13 protein-coding genes are annotated in these 12848 nt (G+C 31.6%); 1 reads left to right on the top strand and 12 read right to left on the bottom strand.

What is annotated here, in order from left to right:
* Positions 1 to 47: 47 nt before the first annotated feature.
* A complete protein-coding gene (locus tag ACOOWA_RS01585) occupies positions 48 to 1055 on the top strand; it encodes a glycosyltransferase (RefSeq protein WP_421372785.1) in 1008 nt (335 codons plus the stop codon).
* Here ACOOWA_RS01585 and ACOOWA_RS01580 read toward each other — a convergent pair whose 3' ends face one another.
* The 12 genes from ACOOWA_RS01580 to ACOOWA_RS01525 form a co-directional block, all read right to left on the bottom strand.
* Positions 1056 to 2072 (bottom strand): glycosyltransferase family A protein, encoded by a 1017-nt coding sequence (locus ACOOWA_RS01580; protein WP_421372783.1) that lies wholly within the window; start codon positions 2070 to 2072, stop codon positions 1056 to 1058.
* 19 nt (positions 2073 to 2091) lie between these two features.
* Complete coding sequence (locus tag ACOOWA_RS01575; RefSeq protein ID WP_421372781.1) at positions 2092 to 2778, bottom strand: NAD-dependent epimerase/dehydratase family protein; 687 nt, start codon at positions 2776 to 2778, stop codon at positions 2092 to 2094.
* Positions 2779 to 2835: 57 nt separating this feature from the next.
* Positions 2836 to 3948: a glycosyltransferase gene (locus tag ACOOWA_RS01570; protein WP_421372780.1), complete on the bottom strand. Its 1113-nt coding sequence runs from the start codon at positions 3946 to 3948 to the stop codon at positions 2836 to 2838.
* Between the two features lie 11 nt (positions 3949 to 3959).
* Positions 3960 to 4817 (bottom strand): hypothetical protein, encoded by an 858-nt coding sequence (locus ACOOWA_RS01565; RefSeq protein ID WP_421372779.1) that lies wholly within the window; start codon positions 4815 to 4817, stop codon positions 3960 to 3962.
* On the bottom strand, positions 4814 to 5677 hold the full coding sequence (locus tag ACOOWA_RS01560) for a glycosyltransferase family 2 protein (protein ID WP_421372778.1): 864 nt from the start codon (positions 5675 to 5677) through the stop codon (positions 4814 to 4816). Before ACOOWA_RS01560 ends, ACOOWA_RS01565 begins: the two co-directional genes overlap by 4 nt.
* Positions 5677 to 6843 carry a glycosyltransferase family 4 protein gene (locus ACOOWA_RS01555; protein WP_421372777.1) on the bottom strand — a complete coding sequence of 389 codons (1167 nt, stop codon included), beginning with the start codon at positions 6841 to 6843 and terminating at the stop codon, positions 5677 to 5679. Before ACOOWA_RS01555 ends, ACOOWA_RS01560 begins: the two co-directional genes overlap by 1 nt.
* Before the next feature lie 232 nt (positions 6844 to 7075).
* Positions 7076 to 8188 carry an acyltransferase family protein gene (locus ACOOWA_RS01550; RefSeq protein WP_421372776.1) on the bottom strand — a complete coding sequence of 371 codons (1113 nt, stop codon included), beginning with the start codon at positions 8186 to 8188 and terminating at the stop codon, positions 7076 to 7078.
* A gap of 14 nt (positions 8189 to 8202) precedes the next feature.
* Positions 8203 to 9102: a glycosyltransferase gene (locus tag ACOOWA_RS01545; protein WP_421372775.1), complete on the bottom strand. Its 900-nt coding sequence runs from the start codon at positions 9100 to 9102 to the stop codon at positions 8203 to 8205.
* Positions 9099 to 10025, bottom strand: coding sequence for a glycosyltransferase family 32 protein (locus tag ACOOWA_RS01540; RefSeq protein ID WP_421372774.1), 927 nt, complete (start codon positions 10023 to 10025; stop codon positions 9099 to 9101). The genes ACOOWA_RS01545 and ACOOWA_RS01540 overlap by 4 nt, the downstream gene beginning before the upstream one ends.
* Before the next feature lie 8 nt (positions 10026 to 10033).
* The gene (locus ACOOWA_RS01535) at positions 10034 to 10984 is read right to left on the bottom strand and encodes a glycosyltransferase family 2 protein (RefSeq protein WP_421372773.1); all 951 of its coding nucleotides are present in this window, start codon (positions 10982 to 10984) and stop codon (positions 10034 to 10036) included.
* A gap of 92 nt (positions 10985 to 11076) precedes the next feature.
* Positions 11077 to 11943: a glycosyltransferase family 2 protein gene (locus tag ACOOWA_RS01530; protein WP_421372772.1), complete on the bottom strand. Its 867-nt coding sequence runs from the start codon at positions 11941 to 11943 to the stop codon at positions 11077 to 11079.
* Positions 11940 to 12848: a glycosyltransferase family 2 protein gene (locus ACOOWA_RS01525; RefSeq protein WP_421372771.1), complete on the bottom strand. Its 909-nt coding sequence runs from the start codon at positions 12846 to 12848 to the stop codon at positions 11940 to 11942. Before ACOOWA_RS01525 ends, ACOOWA_RS01530 begins: the two co-directional genes overlap by 4 nt.

Genomic DNA, 12848 nt, shown 5'->3' with positions numbered 1-12848 from the left:
ATTAAATATTCTTTATAATTTTGTAATAATTACAGCAAAACAAATTGATGATAAACAATCTACCCTTAATAAGCATTAATATTCCTGTTTTTAAATGTGAAAAATATATCCTTCGATGTCTGGAATCTGTAAAGAATCAAACGTATAAGAATTTAGAGATTATTCTTGTAAATGACTGCACTCCAGATAACAGTATGGCGTTGATCAATGATTTCGTGAGAGATAATTCTGATATTCAGATTGATATTATTGAACATGAAAAAAATTCGGGCCTATCGGTGGTAAGAAATACCGGAATTAAATATTCTACAGGTGAATATATTTATTTTTTAGACAGTGATGACGAAATTACAAAAGATTGTATTCAGTTGCTTGTAAGTAATGCTTTGCAAACAAATTCACAGATAACAATTGCGCAAAACCGATGGATCAACACATTTGATAATACAACGAAAGATTTCGGTTTTCCCACAACAGCCGATAAAAAATATTATAATGACAGGCTTGAAATCTTTTCAGTCTATAGCAATGGTGGATTTCCTTCGTCATCTTGGAATAAACTGGTTAAAAGAGATTTTATTATAGAAAACGAAATTTATTTTGTACCCGGATTATTTGCTCAGGATGAATTGTGGTTTTTTCATTTGCTTCTCAAAACAGACACATTGTCTATCATTGATGATATTACCTATCTGTATTATCTGCATGGAGAATCTGTAATATTCAACAGAACTAAAAAGAATTTTGAAAATTTTTTAACTATTTTAGGTTTTTTTAGCAATGCTTATGATAATGAGCAGAATTGTAGGTTAAAAAAACTGATTAAAAACAAAATTATTCTTTTTAAAGAAATGGTTCTTATCATGCAATGGAAATCTCTCAAGGATAAAGATTATTTAAAAACGAATATTTCTAGAATGCAGAAACTTACACATCTTAAAATCAAAGATTATTTTGACTCTGATTTTAAGATTGAAACCAAGAAAAAGAATTTCTTTCAGAATATTCCTGCAAATCTGGCTGCAAAATTATTTATCTGGCGTTTTGAAAGATAATTACTTTTTGAATTTGTAAAATAATAAAAACAGAGAGAAATTGGACAGCAAAAATGAGTTATAAATCTTACCAATTCCCTGGAATTGGGATATAACGATCTTTTTATCAAGAGAATCGTAGGAATCCTGAAGTCTCTTTTTTTGCGAAGCTCTCTCTTCAATTTTCATCGTATCTGAAAAATTATGAAATATTTTCATAGCATTCACCAGATTTTTATATGCCGTAAATTCAAAAATACTTTTGCGGGCTGTGTAGATTTCTTTTTCTATAAATAATTTTCGCAACAGAAAATCTGTACGGGTAATATCTATTTTTTTTAGTGAAAGTAGTTTTGCGGAAGAGCCCGGATGAATATAATGGGTGTACAATGCATCGCAGCTGCCTACGAATCTGGCTTCTTCAAAAATTAATCTTTCTACAAATTCATCAGCATTCAAAAGAGGCTCGGTAAAAGCGAAAGAATGCGATTTAAAAATAGAATTTCTGTAAAGCCCGCGAATGTGAATGTCATATTTACCAACAGTATCACAGGTGATCTGCTTACCGGAAAATTGTTTATATTTAAACGTCTTATCGGGAGCTTCCTCGGCATAGATATTATGAAAATATTTTATTTCACCGGTTGTAAATTTTGTAACAACCTGCGGCGTAACAATATCTAATTCGGGATGCTTTATGAAAGTTTCATAACATTTCTCTATTGTGTCTAAGTCTAAAAGATCATCGTGATCAAATAAGAAGATGAATTCTCCCGAAGCTTTATCCTGTCCATAAGCTTTAGAATATTGGGCGTATTTTTGATTTTCTTTGGTGTATATTTTTATTCTTTGATCTTGCGATGCAAAATACTCCAGATCTGTCAATGTAGAATCTGTAGAGCCATCGTTTACGCAGATAAATTCGATGTTTTTATAGGTCTGATTAAGCAGGCAATTCATCGATGATTTTACAAAATCACCCAAATGTACAGAATTGTAGTACGTCGTAATTACAGATATTAATGGCAGGCTTTGCATAATAGATTTGTAAATATGCTTATGATATAGAATAATACTTCTGTAAAATGTTTTTTAAATAAGTTTCCTTATTATTCAGATTATTTTTAATAAAATAATTTTCGATTTCAGGAATATTAACGTCATATCCAGAGCCGCTTCTGATGAGGTTTATATCTACTTTTCTACCATAAAACTGCTCAATAATCTCGAGAATTTCAATAATTGAATAGTTTTTGAGATATGCTACATTCACAATTTTGTTTAAATCCAGGCTTTCAATCAACGCAAATGTAATATTTTTGATGTCATCTGCATCGATCAGATTTCGAGTAGCTTTTGTATGAACGTTTATGGTTTCGTTATTATTAACCGCTCTTATAATGTAATTCATAAGTAAATTGGGATTGCCTCCTTTTCCTACGGCATTGCTTACTCTTAGAATAAGAAATTTTGGGCACAGGTTTTTTATCAGCTGCTCCATCTTCAGTTTATGAAGTACATAATCACTGCCCGTTTTTGAAGAATCATAAATACTGCAGGTTGAAAAATAGACAAATATTTTTTCTTTATTATCTGCAATCGTATTTTTTATCAGATTTTCTTCTCTTAAAAACTCTTCAACTTTTGTTTCTAATGAGTTTGAGACACCCGAAGCAAAGAAAATAATTTCTTCCCTGTCGTAATCTTTAAAAAGTGAAGCAATAAGCCCGTTACCAATTATCATATGTATGTTAATATTGATATTAAATATTTTGGAAAAATAATCAAATAATAAATCTGTTTACTCAAGTTCTTTTAAAATTTTCATAAAGTATGAAGCAGTAATACTATTATCCATTAATTTCAGATAATCATTTCGGGTATTTTCTGAAAAATCTGTAAGTTTTTTTCTGTTGTCATATAGTTCGATAATCGCTTTTTCTAAGCTATCGGTTGTACGTTCTATAAAAATTCCGTTTTTATTTTCAATTAAGAATGATAAAGGCAGACCAACTTTGGTAGATATTACAGGAACAGATGACAGACTTGCTTCTGCATACATTGAAGGCCCCGAATCTGCATCGGAAGCAATAATGACGAAGTCTACATCCGAATAAAAACGGTAAAGCTCCTCATAAGCTCCTGAGAATTTTGTTTTCAGCCGAATATCTCTGCCCGTTTTTCTTACATTTTCTATGGCTGGCTCTATGATGGTTCTGAAGCCTTTCATTGGTCGGTCCGGAGTTCCGGTCCAACCGATTGTAATATGTTTATTTTGTCCGACATTTTTGTTTTCAATAAAATTTTCCTGTCCGAAAATTCCATATACGAAATCTACTTTGTCTGTCAGTTTACGATATTCATTCAATAAATTTCCTCCGCCTACTATGATATGCTGATATGGTTTAAGGTAATTATTGTAGAAATCTTTTCGGGATAAAGTATTTCTGTCCAGATTTTTTTTTATGTCTAAATTCGGCCCGTCATGCGGAAATTTATCAGTAAAAATTCCGACTATTTTTTTAGGTGCTTTAAAAGGAAATTCGGCGGTGTATTGTAGATAAAAAGCCATTTCGGTAATGATGTCAAAATCCGTAGTGTGAGTCTGAGTTTTACTTAAATCATGATTGTATTGATAAACCGGCGAAACTTTAAAAACAGGATAAAAATAATTACTGTTATCTGATACCTGAAAAATCCGGCTGGTTTTAGTGAAACGAAATCTTATTTTATTCAGAGTATTATAAATACTTTTTTTAATGCCAAAATGTGTTTTGTTAGATTTTACTGCAAAATCCTGCTGATAAGCTATAAAGCAATTGTAATCTTCCTGAAGATAGGGTATCCATGTTTTTATCATAAATTCATATGCCCAATCTGGTTTGTCCGCAATAAAAAGTATATTTTTTTTCAATTTTCAGTGTTCTATAGTTTGTAATAATTTTTTACAGCTTTATGACCGATGTGCAGAAGTATCTCGTCTCCGCAACCTTCATCGCCATCACAAACACAGAATTGCTTTGGGAGCACATAAGGGAAAATTCCGGTTTTCCATGCAGATTTCCACATCACCAGAGAAGCTCTCGACGGATCATTTTGCATGATTTCCGCACAGTTTTTATAAAACATTTTACCTCTGTTGCTGTCTTTCCAGATGGTCATTGGGCTTTGGTTGTAAGAATATCCGTTTCCCAGACTTTCATCAGAAATAGGTTGTGTATCTTTTGATATTCTCATATCCAAATTAAAGTTTTGACGTACATTCTGCGCTGCACAAACCCCGAATTTTTTGGTTAAGAAAACCAGAGAATAAATGTTTTCATTGGCAAAAAACATATCACTGTCTAAAGCACAGGTGAAATCTGCAGTTGCTTCCGATAATGCAAGAAATTTGAAATAATCTACCGTTCGATAGCCATATCTTGGATGGTCAGGACCGGTAACGGGAGATTTTACTTTTTTTATGTTTAATCCGTCTGTATTATCCCAGTCAAAATCGGTGTAAACAGTAATTTTGGCTTTTGGAAAATATTTTTTTATCCCGCTTAATGAGGGTTCTAACCGGTTTTTCGAATCCAGATCTGCTCCGCCACCGTTTACCCTGTCTTTGCCAAACTCGGTGAAAATAAATTCAATATTGAGTTCTGATATTTGCTTTAATAATTTTGGCTCAACTTCTTTATGACGAATTAGATTTTTATTCCTGTTGTCAGGAATATATTTTATACGGCCAGTAAGAATCTGCCATCCAGTCTGTAAACGATATAGTAGAGTACCGATCATTTGAGTTTTTGTAATAAAAAATTAAAGATAATGCTTTTATTTTTAACCTTAAATAACCGTTCTATGGTTGAATATTGATTGGCTAACTTTGCAAAATACCAATAATTCCTGAATGCTTCTTTTTGTTCTTCTAAGCTTAGCCGGTCATCATTTACTGTTTCCAGATAAGCTAAAGCACTACCTACAGGATTACGTTCGAGTAATTTTCTGAAATCGGAAGATAGTCCGCCCTCAAGATATTCACCTTTTACTATTGATAGGTTAACATATAAATTTTTGTAAATACGGTCAATTCTTTTGTAAACGACTGATTCTTTTATGAATTTTTCCTTTGAAAACTGAGGAAAGGGAAATTGTTTTAAAATGTCTTTCTTAAACAGATAGGAAAATTCTCCTGTTATTCCGTATTTATTTTTTAGCTCTATCGAATTTAGAATTGCCTGATCGAAGTTGATTTTTTTATTTGTCATTGCGTTTTCTACATTTCCTGAATATAAAGGGAAGCAGATTGCAGCAAGATTTTGATCTTCCAGAAAAAAAGGGAGTAGTTCTGATATTTTTTCTAATGAATTTTCCATCATTGTATCATCACTATCTATCGTTAAAAATAAATCGGTAGTAGTATTTTCTACTGCAACATTGAAGGCTTTATGCTTACCCTGATTTTCCTGCCGTATATATTTTATCGTAAAAGGACTTTTGCTTTTAAATTGCCTAATTAACTCCTGCGTTTCATCTGTAGAACCGTCATCTACAATCAGCCAAACAAACGAATAAATGTTTTGCAGAACCAAACTTTCATACAACTTAGAAAGAAAATGTGCGCGGTTATAAGTAGGTGTAAAAATGGTTAGTTGCATTATACTTTTCGTAAGTCTGTTATTATGTTTCTCATTCTTTCTCCCCACACTTCCCAGTTGAGTTCTTTTTCATATTTCATGCGGGCATTTTGTGCGAAAATTTCCATGGAAGTTGGATTTTTTAAAAGTTTTTCTATTTCATCAGCATATTCTTTGGCATTCGCTTCCGGAGGTAAAAGAATTCCGGTTTCACCAGAAACAACATGAGCAGAAACGCCTCCTGTATCTGTAGAGATTACGGGAAGTCCGTAGCTTGCTGCTTCACAAAAAGAGATCGGTGTGCAATCTGCCCGTGTCGGCATAAATATGAAATGTACAGTTTGTAAAATTTCTACAATTTTTTGGGCTTCTGCAGGATTATTTTTATTTAAAAAAGGAATCACATTCATCACCTCATCTTCTATCGGCGGTACACAACCTACTACCAAAAATTTCACATTATAATTTCTTTCATGTAAGATCTTTATAGCATCCAGCGAGATCTGGCCTCCTTTTCTTTGCCATTCTACACCCAGAAAAAGGAAGGTAATCTCTTTGGTGTAATCTTTTTTCAAAATTCTTTCAGGTGCTGCAGCGTTAGATCCAAATTTCACTACCGCAACTTTATTTTTCGAAATTTTATAAAAATCTATCGCATGCTGTGATGCCCATTGGCTGGAAAAAACCAATTGATCAGCTTTTTTCAGGGCTAATTTTTCTATTAAAACAGTTAGTTTTTTAGAGATGAAACCAAAACCACTCATAGAGCCATAATAATTTAAAAGTTGATGAAATGTAGCATCATTCAAATAAATAATGGGTTTTTTTGTTTTAACAAAAGCCAGCTCGGAAGTGTAAGTAGGTGCAAAAACAACATCTGCATGGGAGTTTTTTAATTTTTTTGTAAGATCTCCGGATGCTATTAACGCTTTCAGAAGAAAATGATTCTTATTAAAACCACGTTGAAATATTTTTTTATAAAATTTTTCGATCTTCAGGAACATATTATTCTGGAAAGCAGAGAATTTCCCCACTTCTATCCATTCAATATCAAAACCTTGCTTTTGGAGCGCATCGTACATTCTGAAAATAGTACCAGACCAGATTTTCTTGTCCTGTGGATCACCTGTGCAAAGATACGCGATCTTAATTTTTTTCGGTTTTGAAGTATGTTGTGAATGTATCACTGAAAATATTATTAAAAATTTTAAAATTTCCTGAATGCTATCATTATAAAAGATCAGGGATTATTGCTATTTCCCATTTTTCACAAGATCAAAATTGTTTGACAGGTTTTCTCATTACTTTCAAAAATAGAAATTTATTATTTTACAATAATCGCTTTTGATCTAATAATCAGTTTTATAGTACAAATTTAGCAAAAGAAACTGCAAATGATAATTCGTGCGAAAATATTATTTACTTTTTGATCTTCATGAATGGAATTTCTATCCACTTATACGTTAGACTGCTTATCAGTAAAATAATTGTCAGTGGAAGATAAAACAAGTAGATGTTTGCTGCAAACAGGAGATTATATTTTTGCATAATCATATAGGAGATGAATAAAATAATTGGATGCATGATGTAGATGCTGTAGCTTATTTTACCTAGCCTTCTCAACCCGGTGTTTTTTAGTATGCCGAAGAGATCTGCTCCATTGATAATACACACCGTAATGATTACAAAAAATAAATTTAAATAGGAATTTACTTTTTGATCCGGTTTAAAAATTAAAACAGAGAAAATAGCAATGAGTAACAAAAGTTCCAGATATAATTTTTTTAATTTTAAATAATCCTTTATTTCCACACAAAGCATACCTAATACAAATAAAAAAATGAATTTTAATTCCTCCCGAAATTCAAATATAGCATTGGTATAAACAATTAAAAAACATAGACCAAAGACAAATTCCTTACTTTTTTTTCTAAAGAGATATAGAAGAGGAAGCGAAAAATAAAATCCCCATTCATAGACGATAGTCCATAATACACCTCCAGTAAGATAGTAAGAATTTTTGTAACCATTTATAGGTGTTTTATTGTTGTTTAAAAAATCAAACCATGGAAGCGCTTCCATAAAGGTTTTATAAATAGATTTCAGCCCGAAATTGAAATCGGTGATGATAAGTATTGTTATAATACAGGCAATAGTCTGAAAATAGATCAGTGGTACAATTCTTAGAATTCTTTTTACATACAATTTGTACCAGTTTAGATTTTCAGAATATTTTAATTTTAACCAAAATAGATACCCTGTGAGCATAAAAAACAAGGAAACGCCCACTCCTGCTAAATATCCGATCTTTATATTTGGGTTTTTCCAACTATCTTCCTTAAATAGATAAAACATAGCAACTGTGTGAGTGAATATAACAAAGATAGCTAGGAAGCCGCGCAATGAATCCATGGCATGGTTTCGAGATTGATCATCTTCTTCGTCTAAATAAGAAAAGAGGGGTACAGAAAATAGTAATGCAGCTATTAAAATAAATAAAAAAACGAAGAAGTATTGAAAGTCAATTATCATGTTTCGGCAATATTTTAATTTTTAGATATTTTTTTTAAAAGGTAATAAAATATAATTCTGTTCCTAAAAAGCCAGGGCAAAAATGTGAGGGTAGTTTGAAATTTTCCTGCAGAAAGTGAGATCTCAAGGTCGGCTATACTTCGGGAGAAGATCTGCCAATCTGCTGTCTTTTTTATTTCCCCACCATAATATTTCCCGATAATTGCATCAAGCTTATTGTGCTTGAGGTCTCGTTTAAAATTTATTTTTCCAGCGGAAAGTCCCGCATCATGGCGTCTGTAACAAGACATTTTTCTCTGCATTCCCCAAATCTTCCCAATGCTGCCTGCTGCCAAAAATAAAATAGTGTCAAAATATTGTAGCGTATCATCTAGCATAGTCTCATTTTTTGCTGGACTTTGCAAAACTTCAGCTTTCATCATTACCGTGGCGGTATGTACAATCCAGTGCCGGTAGATTTCCAGTGGTGTATATTCCCGGTCTTCTACTTTCGAAAATAAAGTACTATTTATATCAGAATCGTCCGAAATATTTTCTGCCGTATGGAAACACATGCTGTATGCAGGGTTTTCCTGTAAAAATTGCAGTTGCAGATGTAGTTTTTCAGGATCCGTCCAATAATCATCCCCTTCACAAAAAGCCAAATATTTTCCTGTAACCTGTTTCAGTGCAAAATAAAAATTGGGAGTAGAGCCTAAGTTTTTAGGATGACGAAAATATTTTACGGTAATATTTTGGGGTGCGTCTAAAATGATTTTTTGGATAACTTCATCCGTTCTATCTGTAGAGCAGTCGTCGCAAATAATCAATTCTACAGGAAAATCAATCTTTTGCATAAAAATTCCTTTAAGAGTTTCCTCTATAAAACTCTGCTGATTGTAGGTCAATATGATTATGGAAACACTGTATTTCATTTTACTTTATCAATCAGGTTTTTAGCAATAAATTTTATGTATCTGAAGAAAATTAACGGATTTGTGCGTAGATATTTCTTGTTTTCTGTGATTTTATAAAGAATCGATTTTTTTACATATAATCCGTTCAATAAATCCTCATCTAATGCATTTCTTCCCTTTCTTTCAAATTTTATCAGATTCCAGTATTTTATTTTTCGGTCAGCCAGAAAATAATTTTTCAATCGGTGGGGTGCTGTTTTTTCAGAAAAATTATAATAATGTGCGGTAGTTGATGATGGGATAAGCAGTAATCGGTAATTATCATTATCTCTCATGATTTTCGTTGCTGCGAGATAGGCAATGAGGTAATTTGAAAGTGCTTCATCAATTTTTTGACAAAAATTTGGAATTGTTTTTTTTTCCAAATCAAAATACTGATGTGGATGAGGAGATGTATAGCATTTGTGAAATTCTTGCGACCAGTTTTTGATAAATATGTTATTAGGATTTGATGCTAAAAACCATGTTTCTATTAAAGGAAATTTTGCATCATTAGTGAAAAAATCGGCATTGAAACCAATAAAATCTGGGTTAAAGCTTGCTTTTAGTTGATGCATCCAATCCAGATCTTCAGTTAATAAAACACTTGCATCCATCCATATTCCACCATACTTTTCAAGTAATCGTAGTCGTATTAAATCTGTGTAGTTGATAAATGAAATATCTTTTCGGAGCTGAGGTAAATTTTCTAAAAATTGATTAGCATTTGTCTTTGTAATAATATTAAGAGTATAATCGGGGAGAAGTCGTCGAATTTGTGCAAAACAAATTTCTACCAATGGCGATGGTGTTGGAGAATCCCAGAAAGTCCAGATTATTTTTGGGATAATTTGTTCGTTTTTAGGACCATTTCCCCAAATATTATAATTTTGATTCTTCATTATAATTATTAAAAAAATAATTTTAAGAATTTAGGAAGATATTTATATTCTAATTTATTTTTAAGATCAATTTTTCTAATTTCTTTTCTTTGAGAAAGACTTAAATTTTCCTGAAATAATCTTTCTGTTCGATCAATCACTCCTTCATTAAATGGAAATTTACTATACTTAAACCTAAGGTATTGTTTTACAAGCGATTGATTGTAGGCCTCTTCACTAATGCCTAACGTACTCTTGAAGTACTTTAAGGTATCTATTTCTTCCTTATAATTGAAGCCGTTTTTCAGGGAATGCATAGAAACTTTGATGTCGTGCTGTCTGAAATAATTTAAAAATTTACCGCATATTACAACATCGGCCATTTGACTTATTTCTGCCCAAAAAATCCAATCTCCCGCCAGCTTGAAAGAGGTGTAATGATTTGATACGTTGTAATAAAGAGCTTTTTTAAAGATGACGGCGCTCGCATTTACAATGCCATTAAAGGGAATGAGTTTCTGATGTATAAATTGGTTACTTGGAATAAATTCGCTTATATTTTTTGTGACAATTTGCGGAGCCAAACTATTGTCAGATTCATTAAAAAATACGGATGAACAATAAGCTAATCCTACCGAAGGATGCTTTTCTGAAAGATTTATTAAATTTTCAAGGAAAGTGTTTTCACACCAATCATCACTCTCAGCAATCCATACCCATTCTCCTATCGCTAAATCTATTCCTTTTTTCCATTGTTTGAAAGTAGAACCGGAATTTTCTTCATTGTAGATGATATGAGAAACTTTCGGATGACTTCTATATTGTTCTATAATTTCTTTACTATTGTCGGAAGATAAGTCGTCTAATATAATAATTTCAAAATCCTGAAAAGTTTGTCCTAATACCGAATCTATGCGCTGCTTAAGATAAGGAGCGTGGTTGTAATTGGGGATGATTACAGAAACTAGATGTGTCATCATTTTTTTTAAAATTAAATAAGAACTTATTATATCAAGATAATTAGGTAGTTTAAAGATATAGCATATTTTGTGATAGGACTATGAATTTTAAATTAAGGAAATATTTTATAACGCATTATAGCGATCTTTTTTAATAAAGGGTATTTTTGTACAAGTAAATGTTTTGCAATTCCATAATCTATATACATAAGAAATTTTCCAAATAAAAGGTCGGTAATAATATTTCCTTCATTTACATTTTGTAAAGAATTGATATTAGACGTTTGTTGGCTGTGATAGCGGAATTTCATCAGTTTTTCTTCTATAATTCCGATATTGTAATGTACTAAAACTCTTAACCAATATTCATAATCCAATATCTGCTTAAGATGAATGTTAAAAAGTCCAATTTTTTTCACCAATTTTTTTGAAAAAATACTTACACACGGTTCACCAATAATATTATTTTTGGAGTAATGATGATAATCGAGCTTTCGTAAGTTTTTCTTTGAGATTGTAAAGAAATCTTTCACTTCTATTCCTGCAGCTTTTTGTAGGTCGCCATAGTTTTTGTACCAGTCCCCTTCAATAATTTCATTAGATTGTTCATCGATAATACTTCTTTTGCAAACAACAATTTCTAAATTATGATTGATGATATAAGACATCATTTTCAGAATACACTCAGATTCCATCACATCATCCTGAAAAAGAAATTTTATGTAATCACCGTTTGCTTTTTCTATGGTGTGATTCCAATTTGCTCCTATACCAGAAGGTTTATGTGAATAAATGTGTACAGGGAAATCGACTTCATGTTTGAATTTATTACAAATTTCTAAGGTAGAATCTGTTGAATTATCATCTGAAATGATCACTTCAATGTTCTTGTATACCTGAGATTTTACAGAGTCTAAAGCCTCATTCAAATACTTCTCTCCATTGTAGGTAGGAATGCAGATTGACACTAGAGAACTCATCTTTTATAAATTTTTGTGATTATGTGAAAAAGATAAGGAGGTATCTTATTTTTCAGAAAAAATGATAAATGCTTTGCTCTGTGAGGATATTCCAAATATTCATGTATTATAAAATCCTGTATTTTAATGTTTTGAAGATAGCGTGAATAAATATAATCGTAGATTTGTTTTTTATTAATTCCACTTTTATCATATTTTATTCTTAAATACATATCTTCTTCTATCATTCTGTTATGTCGCTTTCCGGTGATACCCGTTGGAAGAACTCTGTAATACGCTAATTTTTTATTGATGAAAAGAATTTTATATTTTTCATTAATCATCAACCATCTATGATGATCTTCAAGAAGTAAAGATGGATCGTATTTTCCGGTTGACAGAATTGCTTCTTTTTTTACTAAAGTTGTAGGAGCTATAATACAGTTATATTTTACCAGCTGACTATCTTTTAAGGAATAATCTTCATTGAAGTAATTTTTATTTTCATAATTTATATTAAAATCTACAGATTCTCCACCATCATTTACGGGATGAAAATCTGTAAACACCATTCCAAATTCATCGCTTTTTTCTTCTAAAGATTTTACCGATTCTTCTAAACATTCGGGATGTAGGTAGTCATCGGCAGCGATGAATTTCACATATTTTCCTTCGCACAAATCCAGTGCCTCATTTAAAACCGTTGCTAAGCCTGTGTTTTTGGTGTGAAACAGTTCTTTTGCATTTACATTGTTCTCCTTGAGCCAATTTTTAAATTCCTCAACAGAATTATCTGGTGAAGCATCATCAGCAACAATCAATTCCCAATTGGGATAAGTCTGAGCCTTCAGACTATCTAAATTTTCTTTAATATATTTCTCCTGATTATAGGATATAACGACGATGCTTACCAATGGCTTATTCAT

This window comes from Chryseobacterium sp. GP-SGM7 (genome assembly GCF_049166575.1).
Classification (GTDB): domain Bacteria; phylum Bacteroidota; class Bacteroidia; order Flavobacteriales; family Weeksellaceae; genus Chryseobacterium.
This window is presented reverse-complemented; position numbering and strand designations above follow the sequence as displayed.

Excerpts from the sequence above, each read along its gene's own strand:
- ACOOWA_RS01585 (WP_421372785.1), top strand. The coding sequence starts at position 48 with ATGATAAACAATCTACCCTTAATAAGCATTAATATTCCTGTTTTTAAA.
- ACOOWA_RS01580 (WP_421372783.1), bottom strand. The coding sequence starts at position 2,072 with ATGCAAAGCCTGCCATTAATATCTGTAATTACGACGTACTACAATTCT.
- ACOOWA_RS01575 (WP_421372781.1), bottom strand. The coding sequence starts at position 2,778 with ATGATAATTGGTAACGGGCTTATTGCTTCACTTTTTAAAGATTACGAC.
- ACOOWA_RS01565 (WP_421372779.1), bottom strand. The coding sequence starts at position 4,817 with ATGATCGGTACTCTACTATATCGTTTACAGACTGGATGGCAGATTCTT.
- ACOOWA_RS01560 (WP_421372778.1), bottom strand. The coding sequence starts at position 5,677 with ATGCAACTAACCATTTTTACACCTACTTATAACCGCGCACATTTTCTT.
- ACOOWA_RS01550 (WP_421372776.1), bottom strand. The coding sequence starts at position 8,188 with ATGATAATTGACTTTCAATACTTCTTCGTTTTTTTATTTATTTTAATA.
- ACOOWA_RS01545 (WP_421372775.1), bottom strand. The coding sequence starts at position 9,102 with ATGAAATACAGTGTTTCCATAATCATATTGACCTACAATCAGCAGAGT.
- ACOOWA_RS01540 (WP_421372774.1), bottom strand. The coding sequence starts at position 10,025 with ATGAAGAATCAAAATTATAATATTTGGGGAAATGGTCCTAAAAACGAA.
- ACOOWA_RS01535 (WP_421372773.1), bottom strand. The coding sequence starts at position 10,984 with ATGATGACACATCTAGTTTCTGTAATCATCCCCAATTACAACCACGCT.
- ACOOWA_RS01530 (WP_421372772.1), bottom strand. The coding sequence starts at position 11,943 with ATGAGTTCTCTAGTGTCAATCTGCATTCCTACCTACAATGGAGAGAAG.
- ACOOWA_RS01525 (WP_421372771.1), bottom strand. The coding sequence starts at position 12,848 with ATGAATAAGCCATTGGTAAGCATCGTCGTTATATCCTATAATCAGGAG.